Source organism: Kluyvera sp. 1366 (genome assembly GCF_054823405.1).
Genome location: NZ_JBTRDW010000005.1, coordinates 281904 through 303014 on the forward strand (window position 1 = coordinate 281904; position 21111 = coordinate 303014).

A 21111-nucleotide genomic window follows, 5' to 3' on the forward strand; every position below is an offset into this window, starting at 1 on the left:
CACTACATGTAATACAGCCCTTTCCGAATAGCCCTTTACCATAATTTCCCTACTTCACGCCTAAGTGAAACTTACCTTTTTATCTACAGCAATATCTGAATTTGATGTACAGACGTCCATGGTCGAAGCCCCACCAACTTGATAAACTCTCTCGTAAATTCTTACGGGGCAGAAACTATTTGGACGATTGTATCGTCACCTCTTTGCCGCGTTACATGCATTGTTTTCACCGGACACCATATGGCTATCAAGAAGAACGAACTTTACTCCTCCCTTTGGGCGAGCTGCGACGAGTTGCGTGGCGGAATGGATGCTTCACAGTACAAAGACTATGTGTTGACCCTACTGTTTATGAAGTACGTCTCCGACAAAGCTAAGGGCAACCCTTACGCGATGATTGAAGTGCCGGAAGGTGCAAGTTTCGACGATATGATTGCTCTCAAGGGCAACAAAGAAATTGGCGAAAAAATTAACAAAACCATCAGATTACTGGCTGAGGCTAACGACCTGAAAGGTGTTATAGACATCGCTGACTTTAATGATGAAGACAAGCTGGGTAAAGGCAAGGAGATGATCGACCGCCTTTCCAAGCTGGTGGCAATCTTCGAAGGGTTGGATCTCTCAGCCAACCGTGTTGACGGGGACGATCTGCTGGGTGATGCCTATGAATATTTGATGCGTCACTTTGCTACAGAGTCAGGTAAATCCAAAGGGCAGTTTTACACTCCTGCAGAGGTGTCACGCATTCTGGCGAAAGTTATTGGCATCAGCAAGCAGACACCACAGGATGCTACCGTTTATGATCCCACCTGTGGTTCAGGCTCACTGTTGTTGAAAGCCAGTGACGAAGCAGGCCCCAAGGGGCTAACCATCTATGGACAAGAGATGGATTATGCGACCAGCGCACTGGCCCGCATGAACATGATCCTACATGACAACGCCACTGCTAAAATCTGGAAAGGTAACACTCTGGCCGATCCGCACTGGAAAGATAGCAACGATAATCTGAAAACTTTTGACTTCGCGGTAGCCAACCCTCCTTTTTCCAACAAAAACTGGACCAGCGGGCTGGATGCTGCGAACGATACTTTTGACCGTTTTGTCTGGGGTACACCACCAGAAAAGAATGGTGATTATGCTTTCCTGTTGCACATCATCAAGAGCCTGAAAAGTACCGGCAAAGGTGCTGTGATCTTACCTCACGGCGTTCTGTTCCGGGGCAATGCCGAAGCACGTATTCGTGAAAATCTGCTCAAGCAGGGTTACATCAAAGGCATCATTGGCCTGCCCGCTAACTTGTTCTACGGCACGGGTATCCCGGCATGCATTATTGTCATCGATAAAGAAGATGCCCAGCTCCGAGCTTTCAATACTAATGGAGAGAGTCAGCAAGGCATCTTTATGATCGATGCCAGTAAGGGCTTTATTAAAGACGGCAATAAAAACCGCCTACGCGCCCAAGACATTCACAAAATCGTCGATGCGTTTAATCGTGAGCAGGAAATCCCCCGCTTCAGTCGCATGGTCCCGCTGTCAGAAATTGCGGCCAACGACTTCAACCTCAATATCCCTCGCTATATCGACAGCAGCAATCCTGAAGACCTGCACGACCTTTCTGGTCATTTGGCTGGTGGCATCCCTGATCGTGATATCGATGCTCTTAGTGTTTACTGGAAAATTTTCCCGACTTTACGTCAGGAACTGTTCGAACCTGCCCGGCCTGATTACAGCAATGCACGAGTCGAAGCAAGTGAAGTAAAGACCACTATCTTGGCACACCCGGAATTTGCCGCTTTCAGAGCTGGGGCACTTTTACCCTTCGAAAAGTGGTTTGCAGGCTGTCAGCTTGAAGAAATTGCTCGTGGTGACTCACCGAAACAGCTGATTGAAGAAATTGGCGAGCGGCTCCTCGCGGCTTATGCTTCAGAAGTCATGACAGATACTCCACTGCTCGAAAACTATGCTATCTATCAGTTACTAATGGATTACTGGATGGAAGTGATGCAGGACGATGTTTATGTTCTGAGTCAAGATGGCTGGCAGGCGGGCAAAGTGCTTCGTGAGCTTATTGTCGAAAAGGGCGAAAAAATAAAAGAAACACCGGATCTAGTAATAGGCAAGAAAAAATATAAGGCTGAGCTGTTGCCTCCAGAATTTTTAGTGGCCCGCTATTTTACTACTGAGAAGCTGGAACTTGAGCGACTTCAGGTCGCTTATGATGAAGCTGCTCAAACACTTGAAAGCTTCCTTGAAGAAAACAGCGGTGAAGATGGGTTACTTGCTGACGCAATGAACGACAAAGAGAAAGTGACTGCTGCCAGCGTTAAGGCACGACTTAAAGTTGCCACTGATAAAGAAGAAAAGGCAGTACTGAAATCTGCTCAGGCATTGTTTGATTCTGAAACCAAAGCCAAAAAAGCGCATAAAGAAGCAGAGGAAAAACTGGATCTTGCTGTATTCGCTTATTATCCAAAGCTCACTGATAACGAAATAAAAATTCTGGTGGTACAGGATAAATGGAAAGCAAGTCTGACTAGTGCTCTGGAAGCGGAGATTGAGCGTGTCACACAGCGGTTGGCCAAACGAGTCAAAGAACTGGAAGAGCGCTATAGCGTATCTTTGCCCGTTCTTACTCAAAATGTTACTGAACTAGAGTCAAGAGTTGCAGCTCATCTGAAGATGATGGGGCTGGAGTGGGTATGATGGAGAATCAGAGTAAAATGCATACCGACAAACCAATTCATGCAGGATTTAAACTTACGGAAGTGGGTGTAATTCCCAAGGATTGGGCTGTTGAGCCGTTATCAATGATTACTGAACCTAAAAGACCTATCTCCTATGGAATCGTACAAACGGGTCCTTCTGTAGTTAATGGTGTCCCCTGCATTAGAGTTGTCGATATATCAAACGGAAAAATCCAAACTGATAACCTAATAACAACATCAGAAAAAATTAGTGCTTCTTATCGTAGAACAGTACTTCAGAAGGATGATATTTTAATTCCCCTTCGAGGTAAGGTCGGCGAGATAGCTATTGTTGATAAATATACTCAAGGTGCAAATCTCACGAGAGGGGTGGCGTTAATTTCGCCAAAGAGTTCGTATGATTCAAGATATATAAAGCAATATTTGTCCTGTAAGGATTCAGCAGACCGACTCCTCGCATCTATGAACGGCTCGGCTCTCCAAGAAATAACAATAGCAACATTAAGAAATTTTTCTCTTGCCCTACCAAGTTCGCTAAAAGAACAGATCGCCATTGGTAATGTGCTATCCAATACCGATGATCTAATTACCGAAATTGAGAAATTAATCGTTAAAAAACGAGCCATCAAAGCTGCCACCATGCAGCAACTGCTGACTGGTCATACTCGCCTACCACTATTTTCCAAACATCCTGATGGTACACTCAAAAATTATAAGACCAGCGAGTTGGGGCTAATCCCGGAAGATTGGGAATGTGACAAACTAGGATCTCTGGCTAAAATCCAGCGAGGCGCATCACCTAGACCAATTGATAGCCCAATTTGGTTTGATAGAAATTCATCAGTCGGGTGGCTTCGAATTTCTGATGTATCTAAAACAAAAAAGTACCTCACTAATACGACCCAAAGCCTATCTGAATTGGGTATTGCACATAGCCGGTTTGTACCAGTTGATAACTTGGTTATGAGTATCTGTGCTACTGTCGGAAAACCAATTATTACTAAAAAAGATCTTTGTATTCACGATGGTTTCGTAGTGTTTAATGGATTATCTGTCGACCAAGATTACATGTATTACGTTTTAAAAAATCTGGAGGATAAGTGGGGAAATCAAGGACAAACGGGATCTCAAATGAACTTGAATACCGATTTAATTAACGAAACTCTTGTTCTTATACCATCAAAGCAGGAAGAACAAACCGCCATAGCCACCGTCCTCTCAGATATGGACGCTGAACTCGTTACATTAGAAAAAAAACTAGCCAAGGTCCGCGATATAAAACAAGGAATGATGCAACAATTGCTGACCGGACGTATCCGTTTACCTTTGGACCAGCAGCTATGAAACATGCCCTTGATAAGACAGTACTGTCGGTCAAGGGTCTTCTTAACTTGACCGACATAGCAATTCCAGCCTATCAACGACCTTATAAATGGACGGTGAAAAATATCAGCGAACTGTTGGCGGACATAAACAGTCATCTCGATAAATCGGCCTACCGCTTGGGCTCAGTAGTGTTTCATCAGCCTGAGAGTAATGAAGAACATAGACTGGATATCGTCGATGGTCAGCAACGAACGTTGACACTAATGCTGGCAGTATGGGCCATTATCGAAACCCGATTTGCTGAGTTGGAACGTCAGGATTTACAGGAAACGCTAACCCATCTAAAGCCCTCCGTTGAAGGTTTTATGGGACGGCAACGCTTTGTCAGTCAGGTATCGGAATACAATCTGTACCAGAATTATCAGGAGCTAAAACGTAGGGTTAGCCATCGAGAATTCAGCGAGCAACATATTGATTTTCTCCTCAACCGCTGCCAGTTGGTGGTCTTTGTGCTGACTGACCTTTCTGAAGCCTTTCAGTTCTTCGACTCACAAAATGCCCGTGGGCGGGATCTGGATCCTCACGATCTGCTTAAAGCCTTCCATCTACGTGAATTCGCCAGCCATGAGGTAGAATTAAAAGCTGTATCCGTTGCCCATTGGGAAGGATTACCTAGTGATGACCTGGCTAATCTTTTCGCATCTTATCTCTACAGGGTACGTCAGTGGTCGCAGGGAAATTCAGCGCGTTTCTTTGGTAAGAATGAAGTCGGCCTATTCAAAGGGATCAACCTTGATCAGATTGGTCAGTTTCCTTATGTGGAATCTTTGCGTATGGCTCACCATTTTGTGGATGACTATAACAATCAATACCAGCGCAAGATTGATGGCCAGAAAATGCGTTTCCCTTTCCATCTCGATCAGATGATTATCAATGGAAGACGCTTTTTCGAAATGGCGGAATACTACCAGCAACTGGTATCGGCAATTATCGCCAGTGAGCATGCCAGCACTCATACTCAAAAGCCGTTAATGATTCAGGGCGTGGTTCTTGATGAAATGGCAGCTGAGATACTCATAACGTTAAATTGCTATAGAAATCGCTATCGAACTGGAGATCAATATATACGCACCATGTTTGATTGTGCTCTGATCTTTTATATCGACAAATTTGGCGGGCAGTCGTTATCTGCAGCAATTGAAAAAAGCTTTATCTGGGCCTACAGATGCCGAATTCGGCAGCAAGTGGTACAGCTAGCGACTATGGATAAGTACGTACTGGAAAATAATCTGTTCCGAATAATCAAAGAAGCCAGAGTACCTGGTGATGTGCTATCTATACCATTACTCACAATTCGGGCTTCAGAAAATAATAATAACCGCCGTACCGGTAACCATGAGCAAGACGAGCTGGTGAGGCTGTTCAAGGAGATGAACTACTATGAGTGATGCAAAGGTAACATCCTTTACGGTCAGATCATTACTGGGTGATGCATCTCGTTATCTTATCCCCATGTACCAGCGTAACTATGCCTGGGGAGAAGGTGAGATCACTCAACTTGTGCAGGACATACTCGACTACCAGCAAAAAAGCCTGCATAGCCCTCTCCCTCAAACTTACTACATCGGTACTTTGGTCGTGTTCACTCGCCCTGATGGGCAGTCAGAGATAATCGACGGACAGCAGCGTTTCACTACCCTATCCCTTCTTGCTAACTGGTTAAAAAAACACACTAAATCCTCGCTGGATATGAACTGGTACCAAGGTATTAACCTAGGGTTCGAGAGTAGACCAAAATCCAGTGAGACCTTTGCCCGCCTCTGGCAAGGCGTGGAACCACATAAGCTTCGAAGCAAGGAATTTAACGAAGGGTTGATCAATGGCTATGAGCTGATAGGCAAGGTGTTGCGCGACTTGAAGCTAGTTGGTGAGTCATTAAACCATTTTTGTACTTACCTTTTCGACCATGTACAAATTGCCCGAATAGAAGTGCCTGCCGATACCGACCTCAACCATTTTTTTGAGGTGATGAATAACCGTGGCGAGCAACTTGAAAAGCATGAAGTGGTGAAAGCGCGACTTATGGCTGCACTCAACAAGATAACGGACCAGCAAGATCGACAAAGCAGCCTTAGTACCCTCTCACGAGTTTGGGATGCTTGCTCTAACATGGAACGTTATGTCCAGTACGGTTTTACACCTACCGAACGTCATCAGTTATTTGGCCAGGAAAATTGGGGGGAATTTGTGCCCACTAATTTTAATTCCCTGGCTGATTTGCTTATCCCATCGGCTTCTGAGCTTGGCACAAGAGTGAACCAAACAAACCGCACACTGGCTGACATTATCAAGTCATCTTTAATCGTAAGTGGTGATAGAAGTGAAGAAGATGAAGGTAGCTCAGAGCGTTTTAATAGTGTTATCAACTTCTCCAACTTCCTGCTCCATGTGTTGCGTGTTTGCAGCAACACAGGTAAGAACAGAGTAGATGTTCCGCTTGACGACAAACAATTAATAGAACAGTTCGAACTTCGGTTATTAAAGCAGAATAACCCGGTTAAAGCAGTACAGGATTTCGTCTTTGCACTTCTCAAATGCAAATATCTTTTTGATCAGTTCGTGATAAAACGAGAGTTCGCCAAAGGTAGCGATGGCTGGAGTTTGAAGCGCCTGCGTTGGTATTCGGAGAAGAGTACAAGTTATACCAATACGTTTAATGAAGATGAGGGTAACAATACCAGCATCAACCGACAGATTTTGATGCTGCTTTCCGCATTCCACGTTTCAACCCCTACTCTGGTTTACAAACACTGGTTGAATGGGGCTTTGTTCTATCTGTTTAATGCCCATTCCGCTGTAAGCCAGATAGATGCAAGGAAGTACCTCGGGTATCTGGAGCATCTCGCCTCCTCGTTTGTCTTTCAAAACTTCCTGGCAGAACAAGAACCAAAATCATATTTTGAGATTATCTACGGTAAAGAGCTACATCTCCAACCTGTGGTACTGTCGGACAAGATTAAGAAGAAGATGCGCTTTGGGATGATAGCAAACAACTTGATATTCAATTACTTAGACTACTTACTCTGGTGTCGTGACAGAAATAAAACAGAGGTAGTCAAACGTTTTGAATTTACCTTCCGAAGTTCGGTAGAGCATTTCTATCCTCAACACCCCATGGATAGCTACAAGACATTACCAGATACATCGTTGCACTCCTTCGGCAACCTCTGCCTTATTAGCCACAGCAAGAATTCGCGACTGAGTAATTTCCAGCCAAAACAAAAGCAAGAGCACTTCGAAGCGAGTCTTGAACGGAATGAAATAGATAGCCTGAAACTGCTCGCCATGGTCGAGTTGATGAAAAAGAACAATAAGTGGGGGGAAGAGGAAATCGCCACTCACGAAGCGGAAATGCTGGCAGTGTTAAGCAGTGCCGGTGGTAGTGATAGCGTATTTAGGGAGGTGTTATGAACAGTGTTGGTCAACGTGAACGCATGACACAAAAACGTGTTATCCAGTTATTCACCGAACATCTCGGTTATCACTATCTTGGTAACTGGCATAAACGAGAAGACAACCGGAACATTGAACCCGGTTTAGTCTCTGCCTGGTTAACAAAACGCGGCGTTTCAGAAGTCCTAATCGCCCGAGCATTACGGCAGCTGGATCGAGCCGCAAGCCTCGGTGAAGGTCGTATCCTCTATGATGCAAACAAAGAGGTGTATCGCCTTCTGCGCTACGGCGTAAAGGATAAAGAAGGTGCAGGTGAGCAGAATCAAACAGTGTGGTTGGTCGACTGGGAAAATCCAGATGCCAATGACTTTGCTATAGCTGAAGAAGTAACCTATAACGGCGAAAATAAAAAGCGCCCGGATTTAGTGCTGTATGTCAACGGTATTGCGCTTGGTGTCATTGAGCTAAAACGCTCTACAGTGTCAGTCTCAGAGGGCATCCGCCAAAACCTCGATAATCAGCAAAAAGCATTCATCCGCAACTTCTTCACTACCATCCAACTGGTGATGGCCGGCAATGATTTAGAAGGGCTTCGCTATGGTGTAATTGAAACGCCGGAGAAATATTACCTTCAATGGAAAGAAGCCGCTGAATCCCCCCACGCCTACATGCTTGATCGTCACCTGGCTCAGATATGCAATAAACAGCGCCTGCTGGAATTGATCCACGATTTTATCGTTTTCGATGCTGGAGTGAAAAAAACCTGCCGTCATAACCAATATTTTGGCGTCACTGCAACGAAACCGTTTATTCAACGCAATGAAGGCGGGATTATCTGGCATACCCAGGGCAGCGGTAAAAGTCTGACAATGGTTTGGCTGGCAAAGTGGATTAGAGAAAATGTTACCGACAGCAGAGTTTTAATCATTACTGACCGAACAGAACTCGATGAGCAGATCGAGAAAGTGTTTAACGGTGTGGAAGAAGAGATCCTTCGCACCAGAAGCGGCGCAGATCTGGTGACTCGTCTGAATCAAACTAAACCCTGGCTTATATGTTCGCTAGTACATAAATTTGGTCGTCAGGAGGAGGATGACAAAGACGCTGACACGGACGATTTTATCGAACAAATGAAACGAAATATCCCTGCAGATTTTAGCCCGAAGGGAAAATTATTCGTGTTTGTGGATGAGTGCCACCGAACCCAATCCGGCAAATTGCATTCGGCAATGACAAGCATTTTGCCAGATGCACAATTTATCGGTTTCACCGGTACCCCGCTGATGAAGAAAGATAAGAAGAAGTCAGTGGAGGTCTTCGGGCCTTACATCCACACTTATAAATTTGATGAAGCAGTCAATGATGGGGTTGTACTGGACCTGCGCTACGAAGCTCGTGACATCGATCAGCGGGTCAAATCTCAGAAAAAAGTCGACCAGTGGTTTGATGCTAAGACATCTAAACTTTCTCGCCTTGGCCAACAGCAACTCAAGCAGAAATGGGCTTCGATGCAGAAGTTGTTGTCGAGCCGCTCGCGTCTGGAACAGATTGTAGCTGACATCCTTCTAGATTTTGAACAAAAACCACGACTAGCCGACGGCCGAGGTAACGCCATGCTGGTTTGTTCCAGTGTCTATCAAGCCTGCAAATGCTATGAGATGTTTAGTGAAGCTGGTTTTGCCGGTAAATGTGCGATTGTGACGAGCTACCAGCCAAATGCCAGTGAGATTAAAGGTGAGGAGAGCGGCGAAGGACTGACTGAGAAACTGGCCAAGTACAACATCTATCGCAAAATGCTTGCGGAGTATTTTGAACAACCTGAGGCTGAAGCAGCCAAACGAGTGAGTGATTTCGAAAAAGAGGTCAAACAACGCTTCATCAAAGAACCAGGCCAGATGCGCCTTCTGATAGTCGTTGATAAGTTATTGACTGGCTTTGATGCTCCGTCAGCCACATACCTCTATATCGATAAGAAAATGGCCGATCACAACCTTTTCCAGGCGATATGTCGCGTTAACCGGTTGGATGGTGAAGATAAAGAATACGGCTATATTGTCGACTATAAAGACCTTTTCCGCTCATTGGAAAAAACAGTGCAGGACTACACCGCAGAAGCCTTTGACGGCTACGACAAAGAAGATGTAGCCGGTTTACTGAAAGATCGTTTGCAACAAGCCAAAATCGATCTTGATGGTGCTCTGGATGCCGTTCGCACCCTTTGCGAACCAGTAAAAATGCCACGCAATCAACTTGACTATCAGCATTATTTTTGTGGGGAATCAGGGGCGTCGATAGAGCAGTTATCTGAGAAAGAAGCTTTACGTCTAACATTGTATCAATCCGTGGCGAAGCTTATCCGTGCTTTTACCAATCTGGCAGGTGAACTAACAGATGCTGGTTATAGCGAGCAGCAGGCAGCTCAAATCCGCATCGATGTTGAGTTTTACACAAAAGTCCGCGATGAAATCAAAATAGCCAGTGGCGATTTCGTGGACATGAAGCAATTCGAGCCAGGGATGCGGCAGATGATGGATCTTTGGGTGGATGCCGATCCTAGTGAAACCCTTATGGATTTTGAGGAACTAGGACTGCTTGAGTTAATTATTGAACGCGGAGAAGAAGCACTGGATGGACTTCCAGCCGACATGCGTGGCAACCAGGAGGCCATGGCTGAAGCGATTGAAAATAACGTTCGCAGAACTATTGTTGATGAAAACCCCGTCAACCCGAAATACTACGAAAAAATGTCGGTATTGCTTGATGAACTGATCGCCCTTCGTCGTCAACAGGCTATCTCCTATCAGGAGTACCTGGAACAGGTACGCGAACTTGCAAAGCAGGTAAAACATCCGCAATCTGGAAGTAAAAGTACTTATCCAGCAAGCATTGATACTCTCGCTAAGAAAGCGTTGTATGACAACCTCGGGCAGGATGAAGTCTTGGTGATAAAGATAGATACTGCAGTGCGTCACACCAAAAAGGCCGACTGGTATGGGGATCGTTTTAAAGAACGCGAGATTAGTTTCGCTATCGCTGAAGAGATCAAAGGTTATTCAGTGACGGTCGCCGATGTAATGGCCCTGGTGAAGGCACAGAAGGAGTACCGCTGATGCCATTGGTTACATTTGGTGAGCTCACTCTTGATTTACAGCGTAAGCCAATCAAAAACTTGCATATCAGCGTACTTCCTCCGGATGGCCGAGTAAGAGTATCGGCTCCCGTCTCACTGTCAGACACAGCTATCAGGATGGCTGTTGTCAGAAGGCTGGTATGGATTCGACAGCAGCAAGCACAATTTCAGGCTCAGCCGCGCCAGAGTGAACGAGAAATGTGTAGTGGCGAAACACACTATCTTTGGGGAAGAGGGTATCGGCTGGATGTAGTGTTAGTGGATAAGCCCGCTGAAGTGAAACTACAGGGTGGCTGGATACGCATGAAAGTACCTCCACATTATGATACGGCCCAGCGGGAAGCGGTTCTTAACCAGTGGTATCGCGGTATTTTAAAACAAAGACTGCCTAAGTTAATGGCAAAATGGCAGCAAGAGGTAAAGGCTGAAGCCAGTTTTGTTGGCATCAAGCGAATGAAGACTAAATGGGGTAGCTGTAACCCCCAAACCGCACGTATCTGGATCAATCTGGAACTGGTTAAAAAGCCTCCTGAATGCCTTGAATTCATTGCGGTTCACGAACTCGTTCATTTGCACGAACGCAAACATAACGAGCGCTTTATCGGCCTGATGAACATGTACCTACCTAACTGGCGCGAACACAGAGCTAAGTTGAATAAGATGCCCTTGGCTTATAATTACTGGGGATATTGAAATTTAATCAGAAAATGGTTGATACTATTGCATCAACCATCTCCATCAATTATCAATAAAATCTTTCATTTCTCTTTCTAATTCATGCAATGTTGATAGTAGTTCCTCACGCTGTTGACGTAAGCTCTCAAGATCAACAAAAGCCTGCTCTTCATGCTTCTTAACATACCGAGATATATTTAAATTAAAATCATTTTCTTGTATTTCATCAAAAGAAGCAACATATGAAAAATTACTGATACTACTTCTTTCAAAGTAGCATTCTGATACCTTCTCAATGATTTCATTTGTTATTAAATTGCGCCCCTTTACGGGTTTAGCCAAATCAGATGCGTCGATGAACACAACATTAGAATGTTTTTTATCTCTCCTGAAGATCAAAATAGCGCATGGTATCCCTGTACCAAGAAGCAACCTATCTGGTAGACCTATTACCGCATCTAACAACCCTTCACTAACTAAATTTTTCCTTATACTCTCCTCTTGACCTCCACGGAACAATACCCCGTGAGATACCAGTATGGCCATTCTACCAGTTGCACTTTTAAGTGTTGAAATCATGTGCAAAATAAAGGCATAATCACCCTTAGACTGAGGTGGAAAACCTAAATTAAAACGACCATAATCATTATGTATTAAATCATCATGATTCCAACCGATAATATTGAATGGAGGGTTAGATGCAACTACATCAAACTGTATCAATCTATTATCTGTATCCAGAAGCTGAGGGTTAGATATTACATCCCCCCATTCTATCCGACTATTAATTTCGTTATGGATAATCATATTCATTTTAGCCAAGGCCCAACTGGATCTATTAGCCTCTTGACCAAACAAGGTATAGTTATTGCTTTTAAAGGATTTTTTTATTTTTTCCCCTAGGGTAATTAAAAGAGAACCAGATCCACAAGTAGGATCACAAATACTATCTCCATCCTTAGGCTGCAATAACTCTGCAAATAGTAACGAAATACCTTCTGGAGTATAAAAATCTCCACCCCTCATCGCCGAGTCAGATGCAATCTTTTCCAAAAGATATCTACATGCTACTTTTATCTTTTCATTACCACCTTGAATATAACCAAAATTCATTTCAGGACGTGCAAAAATAGCGAGTAAATTAACAAGCATTCGATCTCTCGCTGATCTTGCACCAAAATTAACCGTCGCAAATTGTATAGACTCAAATAAATAACCACCTCTACTTTGACAGACCGAATCAATAGCCTGATCAATTAATTTCAGCGAGTCGTCAATCCTCTCTCCAATATAATCACCATGATTCTTAGCCTCATGATATATTTTATAAAAGCTCGCATCCTCTGGTACTCGAGAAACAATCTCTAACAACCCAGAATATTCTTCATTAATTAAATCATATTCATAGTCAGCCTTAACATCAGAAATATATTTCAGCAATAACATTGAAAATATATAATCTTTATAAGAAGATGAGTCAACTTTCCCTCTAAACAAATCACAAGCAAGTAAAAGTGATTCATGAAGCGCCTTCATCTCACTCATTTTCTAACTCCTCGCTATTAATGATACTTTCACATATACCATCAAAGAGCATATCACCATTTTGTATTAGTGAATTATAAACTGTTTTTTGTTTATTCCAGTTTCTATTAATAGAACCAATCTTTTCTTGAACCCCCAAATTTGGGAGTTTAACAGTCATTTTAGAAACTGTTTTTGAATTAAGTTTACTAATACTCGTACCTTCACTCAAACTGCGAATATGTTTACTTCCAGAAGTAGAGTTTATATACCAATGTAAATAATGTGGCAGTATTAGATTATCATTACATCTAATTACTGCTAACTGATTGGACGTAATGATTGGTTTGCCTAAATTTCCTTCGATAATCCCAGCAGAAAACACAGGCCCCCGCAGACGTAATAAAATATCATTAGGGAAAAGATAATGCTTCTCAGGATTACCCTCTGGGATAACAGAGGTTAAAGCACCTAGATCTAAAATGCCGTCAAGTCCAATATCTTTCGTCTGGATAAGATAACAGGAGCCTTGCTCACCAGCATCTTGTATTGCCGATTTAAAGGGCATCCCTAAGCGGATCTCAGCAACACTCTCTAATGTAACAATTTTATGCATAAGTAAGTTAGGGAGATTACTCTCCCTTTCCTCCAGTAGTTTTAAGCACAATCGAGTGTTTCCAATTCACATCCCCCACACGTACATCTAAATCCATCTGCAATGAGGAAAAGGAGAGCGCGTGTACCAGCATAACAATACAAGCCATATTCCCCCCCTTACTTATTGACTTTTTACGCAGGGATTGATATTTTTTCTCGTTCATTTTGTTAGAGCCTCTCAGAGCGGTTTTAATCAGAATGTTTCGGGTAAATAGCAGCGGCAACTGCTATTTACTCCCTCTCTTACCTAGGTAGTAGCGTCGTACTAGGTCAGTGAGAAGACTATAACAGGTTACAGAGAATTTATGCAATAGTAGCGTCGTACTACTTTTTCACGATGTCATTGCCGCTATGCATCATGGGCTCACTAACATCATGATTATTCTCATTTATCTTGCGAATTCATGATAGAAAAATATTTAGGTGTTACTTTCCAAAATCAAACGGACTTACCCCTATTTCCCGATTCGCATCCAGATAATCCGCCCACCACTGCAACATCAACCTGCGCTCCCCCAGATGTTCCGCTTTATGGATGTAGGCAGCCCTAACAGAGCTACGCTCCTGATGGCTCATCTGCCTTTCTACCGCATCCCTCGACCACAATCCCGATTCAATCAAAGAACTACACGCCATGGTCCTGAAGCCATGTCCACAGACTTCCGTTTTTGTATCGTAGCCCATCACCCGCAGCGCCTTATTAACCGTGTTCTCACTCATGGGTTTACGCGGATCGTGATCGCCCACGAAAATCAGCTCTCGGTTCCCATTCATGCTTTTGATCTTTTCCAGAATGGCTAAGGCTTGTCGTGACAAGGGAACAAGATGGGGAGTTCGCATCTTTGAACCACGCTGAGAATGCTTTACACCTTCCAGCGGTTCACGCTCACCAGGGATCGTCCACATAGCCGTTTCAAAATCCACTTCTGTCCAACGGGCAAAACGCAGCTCGCTTGAACGGATGAAAACCAACAACATGAGTTCGACAGCAAATCGGGTTAATGGCCTTCCGGAATAGTGATCGATGCGGTAAAGCAATTCAGGAATGCGGTTAAGCTCCAGGGCAGCACGATGCTGTCTTTTTGCCGTAGCAACCGCACCGGCAATTTCTTGTGCAGGGTTGTAGTCGATTAAACCACTCTGCACAGCAAAGCGCATAATCGCGGTAGTTCGCTGTTGCAAACGGGCGGCGACTTCGAGTCGTCCGGATGATTCCACAGCCTTAATGGGCACAAGCAGATCCCGTGTCTTCAATTCAGCAATGTTCCGCTTACCGATAGCAGCGAAGAGATTATCTTCCAGGCTTTTCAATACACGAGCACTATGCGATGCCGACCACTTTTGATTGCTGGCATGCCAGTCTCTGGCGACCACCTCAAACGTTATAGCCTCTTGTTCCTGCTCTACCTTAACGGCTTTCTTGTTCTCACTGGGATCGACGCCATTAGCTAAGAGCTTACGCGCTTCGTCTCGCCGCGATCGAGCATCAGCTAACGAAACTTCAGGATACTTCCCTAGTGCCAGCATCTTCTCTTTACCACCAAAGCGATAACGCAACCGCCAATATTTGGAGCCGTTAGGGTGAACCAGCAAAACCATGCCGTCGCCGTCAGTAAGTTTATAGGCTTTTGCTTCAGGCTTAGCCGAACGAACTTTCACATCACTCAGAGCCATGATGAGTATCCTTTCAAGGGTTCTGTGTGGGTACAAACATTATCGAACCGGGATATACCCGCAGTTGTACCCGCATCAGTAAGTTGATGTAGATTGAATCAGGTTGACTTAGGTTGAGTGAAAACGCGAGGAAAGCCTTGCGGATACTGGATTTCAGGCACAAAAAAAGACGTCCGTTGACGTCTATTGATGTTCCGATGGTGCCGAAGGCCGGACTCGAACCGGCACGTATCTCTACGGTTGATTTTGAATCAACTGCGTCTACCGATTTCGCCACTTCGGCACTGAAGAGGATGCGGAAAACGTTGGCGATTATACCGTTACGAACAGCGTGCGCAACCGGAATCGTTAGGGATGTGCGCTAAGCGTTGAAAAAAACAGCATTTCGCGGATAACTGCTTGTTATAACATCGATCCCATCAAACGAATCCCAAAAACCTAAATCCAGAACGCTCCCAATTTTCCCCAATCAGCCCGGTTAACTGGAACTTTCCGAATTCAAACCTCTCTTAACCAAAACTGACGCAGTCAGAACATAAAAGACAACGAGGTTGAGATGAAAGTACAACGCATGATTTGGGGATGGGGCATCGCGGCAGCCATGGTTGCGGGGAGCGCATCTGCAGCAAGCTGGCAGGATCAGCTGAGCAGCGCGGCATCGCAGCTGTCACAGCAAAACAACAGCACCAGCAACACCAGCACCACGCAGAATGGCGGCATGTCGCTCTCATCGCTTACCGGCCTGCTCAACGGCGGCGATAAAGCGGTGAGTTCCAACAGCATGACCAACGCCGCAGGCGTGATGTCCTACTGCGTGCAGCACAACGTGGTGGATAACAACGTGAAGTCGGTAAAAGATCAGGTGCTGAGCAAACTCGGCCTGAACAGCACCACCGCGCAAGAGCAGAAAACCGATTACCAGCAGGGTTTGCAAGGCTTGCTTAACACTGGCAACGGTCAGCAACTGAATTTGCAAAGTCTGAGCAACTCGCCGATGGGTGAGAAGCTGAAAACCAAAGCCTGCGATGTGGTTCTGAAGCAAGGCAAAAAATATATCGGCATGTAAGGACGCGCCGATATCAAGGCGCGAGCTGTCCCTCGCGCCTTTTCTTTAGTCCAGTAACGCTCGCGTCTCCAGCACCGTTCTCTGCAACAACTCCCGCGCCTGGTCCAGCGACCGAATGTTGGTATAGCCAATCACCAGGCCATAGCGTTTCTGTGTCTGCATATACCAGCCAGAAAGCGGCAATACGCGCAGCTGATGCCGCTGCCAAATCTCCGCCAGCGCCGTGTCCTGCGTGCCGCGCGGCAGGAAGGCGACAATGTGCATGCCGCCATCCGTCAGTTCAAAATCAAACACATCCGGGAAACATGCCTGCAAGGCATCCAGCATCATGCGGCGTCGCTGCTGATAAAGCGTGCGCATCTTTTTGATGTGGCGATAGAAATGCCCTTCGCTCAGGAACTGCGCCAGAATCTTTTGCGGCAGCAGCGACATACCGGTTTCAAGAATTTCCCCCAACTCGCTGAAGCGCGCGATGGTCTCTTTCGGCATCACCAGATAACCCACGCGCATCGCCGGCATCATGGTTTTGCTGAAGGTGCCGGTGTAAATCACCCGATCGTGCACATCCAGGCTTTTCAGCGCCGGAATCACTTTGCGCGTGTAGTGAAACTCGCCGTCGTAATCATCTTCAATAATCCAGCTGTCATTGTGCTGTGCCCACTCCAGCAGTTGATGTTTGCGCGGCAGCGATAAGGTTACCGCCAGCGGGCTGTGATGCGTAGGCGTGACGATGGCGAAACGCGCATCGGCGTGATAGCGCAGCAGATAATCCACATCCATGCCTTGCCGATCGACCGGCACGTAATGCAGATTCGGCGCGATGCGCTTCAGCAGTTTTTGCCCGAAGAAATAGCCGGGATCTTCAAACAACACCTTGTCGCTTGGCTGCGCCAGCACCGCCAGAATCAGTCGCAGGTTGGCGCGATAGCCGCTGGTGATGAAAATCTGTTCCGGCTGGCAGTTAAGCCCACGCGAAATATTCAGGTAGCTGGCGATGGCTTCCCGCAGCGGCTGATAACCCATGACCGGCGGCAAAATCATCTCATCGGCGCGCAGGCTGCGCGCCGCTTTGCCGGAAATCAGCAGCCATTTTTTGTGCGGAAACGCATCCAGCGCCGGGATGCCAAGCCGCAGCTCGCCTTTGCTCTCACGCTGGGTTAACGCGCTCACTGGCGGCGCAGGCACTGCCGTTTTCCCGGTTGTTTCCGGCAGAATCAGTTCAGGATTAACGCGCGTGCCCTTCGCGCCCTGACTGACAAAATAGCCTTCGCCGATCAGGATTTCATAAGCGGCTTCCACCGTTTTTCGCGCCACTTGCAACTCACTCGCCAGCGTACGGATCGCCGGTACGCGGTCGCCCGGCTTCAGCTGCCCTGCAAGAATCTGCTGGCGATATCGCGCATAAATCTCTTTATAACCCACGCCATGCCCTACCTGTTTTTACGTTTTTTGACCCTTTTCACTCAGACATGGAAGTTTAAGATGCCCGCATCACCTTCGCATTGAAAAACGACTGACCTGAGGATAAAAACATGACTGCACGCGTTAACCACTTCAAAACCGTTCCGACACTGGTCAAAGCCATGTCCGATCTCTCCATGAACGTCAGTAACGTTTCATTAGAAACCTCACTGAAGCATCTGGTCGATCTGCGCGCCTCGCAGCTCAATCAATGCGCGTTCTGCGTCGACATGCATGTGAAAGAGGCCAAACTGCACGGCGAGCGCGAGCTGCGTCTGCATCATGTGGCGATCTGGCGCGAATCCCCGCTGTTCACCGTCAAAGAGAAAGCGGCGCTGGCGCTGACCGAAGCGCTGACGCGTCTGGGCGATCACGGCATCGACGAAGCGCTGTACAGCGAGGTGCGCGCGCACTTCTCCGAAGTGGAGACCAGCGAGCTGACGTTCTGTATCGCGGTGATCAACACCTGGAATCGCCTGATGGTGCTATCGCAGATGACGCCGGGTGCACTGGACAGCGCTTATGGGTTGGATCGTGCTGATTTACGTTAATTTTTACCGCCAGTCGCTCATGCTGCTGGCGGCACCATGTTCATCTGCGCTGCCTGAGGCTATAGTGAGATTTTGCACCACACAGGACAGCGCACATGAAAGGCATCAACATTGCGATTTACTTCGATCCCGACCAGATTCACATCTGCGTTCACCAGCAGGATGACAGCTATCTCAGCCAACACTTTATTTACGACGACAGCGTAATTGAAGAGATCTATCAGTGGCTGGAGCAGTTCACGCCTAATCGCACCCACATTTGCCTGATTGAGCACGATACCGCCGATATCCTTGCCGATGAGTTGGTGGATAACGGTTATCACGTCCATCAGGTGACGCAGCACGATCTCTTGACCTGGTTCGCCAACGAACCGCCTGCCGAACCCGATGGTTCACCGGTGCGCGCGTTGCTGCGTTATCTGGAGAACGAGCAGCCATCCGAATACCAGTCACGCACGCCGCAGATTGAAGCGTTGATGGATCTGCTGGATGAGCTGGACGATCTCGAAGGTGTGGATGAAGTTGAAGATGAAGACAATCTGCCGGATGACGTGCTGCGCCTGATGAAGCAGAAGAAGATCAGTGCGCAAGACGCCGCCCAACGCCTGCTGCCGGATGTGAATGAGCGCATTCGCGAGCATTTAATCAATTATCCCGAACTGATGACGCCTGAGCTGCTGCAGGATTTCTTCCCTGAGCTGATCGAGGCGCTGGATACGCCGAAGCACTAATCAATGAACGCACACACCGTAGCGGCGCGATTTATCGCGCGGTTTTGACCGACTCTCCATCCTCTTAACGCGCAATAAATTGCGCCGCTACGAGCCGTGCGATTATCGAATAATTTTTCAAATGGGGCATTTCATGCTGGAGTTGTTTAAAGCCATCGGGCTGGGATTGGTGGTGATTTTGCCGCTCGCCAATCCGCTGACCACGGTGGCGCTGTTTCTCGGCCTGGCCGGAGAGATGAATTTCCAGGAACGTAATCGCCAGGCGATGCAGGCCTCGATCTACGTGTTCCTGATCATGATGGTGGCGTGGTATGCCGGCAGCGCGGTGTTGCACACCTTTGGCATCTCCATTCCCGGCCTGCGCATGGCGGGCGGATTGATTGTGGCGTTTATCGGTTTTCGCATGCTATTTCCGGCGAAACCGGTCGGGCATTCGGTCGAAGCCGAGCACAAGCAGGATGAACTGGACGCGACCGACAGCAACCGTGAAACCGTCAACATCGCGTTTGTGCCGCTGGCGATGCCGAGCACCGCGGGGCCGGGCACCATTGCGATGATCATCAGTTCCGCGTCGACGGTTAAATCGGGCGTAGATTTCCCGGCATGGGTGGTTGCCGTCGCGCCGGTGCTGACGTTTTTGGCCGTGTCGGTGATTTTGTGGATTTCGCTGCGCAGTTCGGGCGCCATCATGAAGCTGGTTGGTAAAGGTGGCATCGAAGCGATTTCACGTCTGATGGGCTTTTTGTTGGTGTGTATGGGCGTGCAGTTCGTGATTAACGGCGTGTTAGAAGTGATTCACAATTATCATTGAGACCACGTTAAAAGACGCGCAATGAATTGCGCCGCTACGGTATTTGCGCCTATCCGTAGCGGCGCGGTTTATCGCACAGTTTTAAGCGATTTACTCGCCTTTCAACGTTTTACGCACTTCTGCTACCTGATCTTTCGTCACCGCTGGCGCACTGTTGCTCCAGCCCTGACGAATGAAGGTCGCCAGTTTAGCCACTTGATCATCATCCAGACGCTTAGCAAAACCCGGCATCGCCAGCGTTGATGGTGCTTTCTCGGTGGATGGCTGCTGCGCACCGGCCAGAATGGTGTGGATTAAACCACCTGGATCCCTGGCATTGACGATGGTCGCCTGATCCAGCTCCGGGAAGATCCCCGGCGCACCTTTACCGGTGACAAAGTGGCAGGCGCCGCAGTTGTCGATATACAGACGCTCACCTTCCGACAAGCCTTTCGCAGCGGTCAGTTTCGCTTCCGTCGCCTGCTGTTTCTTCACGTCATACGCCTGCAGCGCCGGGTTGCCGCCAAGGAACTTCAGATAGGAGGCAATCGCTTTCAAGTCGGCATCTGTCATGTGCGAGCTCGAGTGCTCAATCACTGACTTCATCTCACCGCCCACCGCCGCTTTATCGTTACGACCAGTTTGCAGGTAATCGACAATCTCCTGCTCGCTCCAGCGCGGCAGACCGCGCAGTGACGGCACATCCCAGCTGTTCAGGCTGCCACCGGCAAGGAACTGATCGTCGCCGCTATCCAGCGCTTTCTCATTCATGCCGAGGCCGCGTGGCGTATGGCAGCTGCCGCAGTGCCCCAGGCTTTCGACGATGTAAGCACCGCGATTAACCTCTTCTGACGCGCCGCCAATCGGCTGGAATGGCTTGTCAGAGGTAAACGCCCAGTTCCAGAAGCGCATGCCCCAACGCTGGCTGAACGGGAAGCTCAGATCGGTTTCCGGCGGCTGCTCGCTGCTCGGCTTCACGCCTTTCATGAAGTAGACGTAAAGCGCGTGCATATCGGCATCGGAGATTTTGGCGTAATCCGGATACGGCATCGCTGGATAGAGACGCGAGCCGTTCGGCAACACGCCTTTGCGCACCGCATCCGAGAACTGCTGCTCGCTGTAGTTGCCGATGCCGTGCTCTTTGTCCGGCGTGATGTTGGTGGAGTAAATGGTGCCGAGATTCGACTCAATCGCCAAACCACCAGCGTAATCCCCTTTGCCGGAAACGGTATGGCACGCCATACAGTCGCCGAGACGCGACAGGTATTCACCCTGCTTGATCAATTGAGCTTCATCTTCCGCGTGTGCCTGCAGTGCAAAGCTGCCCAGCAGCACGGCGTTGGCGATTAACAATGATTTTAATTTCAT

Annotated in this window: 16 protein-coding genes and 1 tRNA gene; 10 read left to right on the forward strand and 7 right to left on the reverse strand. The window is 47.2% G+C overall.

Annotated features, from left to right (window positions below; translation table 11 throughout):
* The first annotated feature begins 240 nt into the window (after window positions 1-240).
* Genes ACVLVH_RS13125 through ACVLVH_RS13150 form a run of 6 tightly spaced genes read left to right on the forward strand, consistent with a single transcriptional unit; the run spans window position 241 to window position 11307 of the window.
* Complete coding sequence (locus ACVLVH_RS13125; protein WP_099543360.1) at window positions 241-2703, forward strand: type I restriction-modification system subunit M; 2463 nt, start codon at window positions 241-243, stop codon at window positions 2701-2703.
* Window positions 2700-4049, forward strand: a complete 1350-nt coding sequence (locus ACVLVH_RS13130; protein WP_498949508.1) for a restriction endonuclease subunit S — start codon at window positions 2700-2702, stop codon at window positions 4047-4049. Before ACVLVH_RS13125 ends, ACVLVH_RS13130 begins: the two co-directional genes overlap by 4 nt.
* Window positions 4046-5479 (forward strand): DUF262 domain-containing protein, encoded by a 1434-nt coding sequence (locus ACVLVH_RS13135; RefSeq protein ID WP_498949509.1) that lies wholly within the window; start codon window positions 4046-4048, stop codon window positions 5477-5479. Before ACVLVH_RS13130 ends, ACVLVH_RS13135 begins: the two co-directional genes overlap by 4 nt.
* Window positions 5472-7502 carry a DUF262 domain-containing protein gene (locus ACVLVH_RS13140; RefSeq protein ID WP_099543365.1) on the forward strand — a complete coding sequence of 677 codons (2031 nt, stop codon included), beginning with the start codon at window positions 5472-5474 and terminating at the stop codon, window positions 7500-7502. Before ACVLVH_RS13135 ends, ACVLVH_RS13140 begins: the two co-directional genes overlap by 8 nt.
* Window positions 7499-10594, forward strand: coding sequence for a type I restriction endonuclease subunit R (locus tag ACVLVH_RS13145; protein WP_498949511.1), 3096 nt, complete (start codon window positions 7499-7501; stop codon window positions 10592-10594). Before ACVLVH_RS13140 ends, ACVLVH_RS13145 begins: the two co-directional genes overlap by 4 nt.
* Window positions 10594-11307 carry a M48 family metallopeptidase gene (locus ACVLVH_RS13150; RefSeq protein WP_099543368.1) on the forward strand — a complete coding sequence of 238 codons (714 nt, stop codon included), beginning with the start codon at window positions 10594-10596 and terminating at the stop codon, window positions 11305-11307. Before ACVLVH_RS13145 ends, ACVLVH_RS13150 begins: the two co-directional genes overlap by 1 nt.
* A 45-nt stretch (window positions 11308-11352) precedes the next feature.
* Here the strand turns inward: ACVLVH_RS13150 and ACVLVH_RS13155 are convergent, their stop codons facing one another.
* From ACVLVH_RS13155 to ACVLVH_RS13175, 5 genes are all read right to left on the reverse strand, one after another.
* Window positions 11353-12834, reverse strand: a complete 1482-nt coding sequence (locus ACVLVH_RS13155; protein WP_021554925.1) for an N-6 DNA methylase — start codon at window positions 12832-12834, stop codon at window positions 11353-11355.
* A complete protein-coding gene (locus ACVLVH_RS13160) occupies window positions 12827-13429 on the reverse strand; it encodes a restriction endonuclease subunit S (protein WP_000549027.1) in 603 nt (200 codons plus the stop codon). Before ACVLVH_RS13160 ends, ACVLVH_RS13155 begins: the two co-directional genes overlap by 8 nt.
* A gap of 16 nt (window positions 13430-13445) precedes the next feature.
* Window positions 13446-13634, reverse strand: a complete 189-nt coding sequence (locus tag ACVLVH_RS13165) for a hypothetical protein (protein ID WP_001003202.1) — start codon at window positions 13632-13634, stop codon at window positions 13446-13448.
* 262 nt (window positions 13635-13896) lie between these two features.
* Window positions 13897-15144: a tyrosine-type recombinase/integrase gene (locus tag ACVLVH_RS13170; protein ID WP_001218317.1), complete on the reverse strand. Its 1248-nt coding sequence runs from the start codon at window positions 15142-15144 to the stop codon at window positions 13897-13899.
* Window positions 15145-15342: 198 nt separating this feature from the next.
* Window positions 15343-15427 (reverse strand) — tRNA-Leu (locus tag ACVLVH_RS13175).
* 273 nt (window positions 15428-15700) lie between these two features.
* Here ACVLVH_RS13175 and ACVLVH_RS13180 point away from each other — a divergent pair.
* Window positions 15701-16210: a YjjA family protein gene (locus ACVLVH_RS13180; protein WP_101762213.1), complete on the forward strand. Its 510-nt coding sequence runs from the start codon at window positions 15701-15703 to the stop codon at window positions 16208-16210.
* Between the two features lie 45 nt (window positions 16211-16255).
* On the opposite strand, the gene pdxR is transcribed toward ACVLVH_RS13180, so the two are convergent.
* The gene (gene pdxR, locus ACVLVH_RS13185; RefSeq protein WP_192412463.1) at window positions 16256-17632 is read right to left on the reverse strand and encodes a MocR-like pyridoxine biosynthesis transcription factor PdxR; all 1377 of its coding nucleotides are present in this window, start codon (window positions 17630-17632) and stop codon (window positions 16256-16258) included.
* Window positions 17633-17742: 110 nt separating this feature from the next.
* Here pdxR and ACVLVH_RS13190 point away from each other — a divergent pair, with 110 nt between their 5' ends.
* From ACVLVH_RS13190 to ACVLVH_RS13200, 3 genes are all read left to right on the forward strand, one after another.
* Window positions 17743-18222, forward strand: coding sequence for a carboxymuconolactone decarboxylase family protein (locus ACVLVH_RS13190; RefSeq protein WP_192412464.1), 480 nt, complete (start codon window positions 17743-17745; stop codon window positions 18220-18222).
* 95 nt (window positions 18223-18317) lie between these two features.
* Complete coding sequence (locus ACVLVH_RS13195) at window positions 18318-18953, forward strand: hypothetical protein (protein ID WP_101762216.1); 636 nt, start codon at window positions 18318-18320, stop codon at window positions 18951-18953.
* A 133-nt stretch (window positions 18954-19086) separates the two neighbouring features.
* Window positions 19087-19764, forward strand: coding sequence for a MarC family NAAT transporter (locus ACVLVH_RS13200; protein ID WP_110868046.1), 678 nt, complete (start codon window positions 19087-19089; stop codon window positions 19762-19764).
* Between the two features lie 90 nt (window positions 19765-19854).
* Here ACVLVH_RS13200 and ACVLVH_RS13205 read toward each other — a convergent pair whose 3' ends face one another.
* Window positions 19855-21111, reverse strand: coding sequence for a c-type cytochrome (locus ACVLVH_RS13205; protein ID WP_137385084.1), 1257 nt, complete (start codon window positions 21109-21111; stop codon window positions 19855-19857).

What these genes read in the sequence shown, in the direction of transcription:
- ACVLVH_RS13125 (WP_099543360.1), top strand. Translation starts at nt 241, where the DNA reads ATGGCTATCAAGAAGAACGAACTTTACTCCTCCCTTTGGGCGAGCTGC.
- ACVLVH_RS13130 (WP_498949508.1), top strand. Translation starts at nt 2,700, where the DNA reads ATGATGGAGAATCAGAGTAAAATGCATACCGACAAACCAATTCATGCA.
- ACVLVH_RS13135 (WP_498949509.1), top strand. Translation starts at nt 4,046, where the DNA reads ATGAAACATGCCCTTGATAAGACAGTACTGTCGGTCAAGGGTCTTCTT.
- ACVLVH_RS13140 (WP_099543365.1), top strand. Translation starts at nt 5,472, where the DNA reads ATGAGTGATGCAAAGGTAACATCCTTTACGGTCAGATCATTACTGGGT.
- ACVLVH_RS13145 (WP_498949511.1), top strand. Translation starts at nt 7,499, where the DNA reads ATGAACAGTGTTGGTCAACGTGAACGCATGACACAAAAACGTGTTATC.
- ACVLVH_RS13150 (WP_099543368.1), top strand. Translation starts at nt 10,594, where the DNA reads ATGCCATTGGTTACATTTGGTGAGCTCACTCTTGATTTACAGCGTAAG.
- ACVLVH_RS13155 (WP_021554925.1), bottom strand. Translation starts at nt 12,834, where the DNA reads ATGAGTGAGATGAAGGCGCTTCATGAATCACTTTTACTTGCTTGTGAT.
- ACVLVH_RS13160 (WP_000549027.1), bottom strand. Translation starts at nt 13,429, where the DNA reads ATGCATAAAATTGTTACATTAGAGAGTGTTGCTGAGATCCGCTTAGGG.
- ACVLVH_RS13165 (WP_001003202.1), bottom strand. Translation starts at nt 13,634, where the DNA reads ATGAACGAGAAAAAATATCAATCCCTGCGTAAAAAGTCAATAAGTAAG.
- ACVLVH_RS13170 (WP_001218317.1), bottom strand. Translation starts at nt 15,144, where the DNA reads ATGGCTCTGAGTGATGTGAAAGTTCGTTCGGCTAAGCCTGAAGCAAAA.
- ACVLVH_RS13180 (WP_101762213.1), top strand. Translation starts at nt 15,701, where the DNA reads ATGAAAGTACAACGCATGATTTGGGGATGGGGCATCGCGGCAGCCATG.
- ACVLVH_RS13190 (WP_192412464.1), top strand. Translation starts at nt 17,743, where the DNA reads ATGACTGCACGCGTTAACCACTTCAAAACCGTTCCGACACTGGTCAAA.
- ACVLVH_RS13195 (WP_101762216.1), top strand. Translation starts at nt 18,318, where the DNA reads ATGAAAGGCATCAACATTGCGATTTACTTCGATCCCGACCAGATTCAC.
- ACVLVH_RS13200 (WP_110868046.1), top strand. Translation starts at nt 19,087, where the DNA reads ATGCTGGAGTTGTTTAAAGCCATCGGGCTGGGATTGGTGGTGATTTTG.
- ACVLVH_RS13205 (WP_137385084.1), bottom strand. Translation starts at nt 21,111, where the DNA reads ATGAAATTAAAATCATTGTTAATCGCCAACGCCGTGCTGCTGGGCAGC.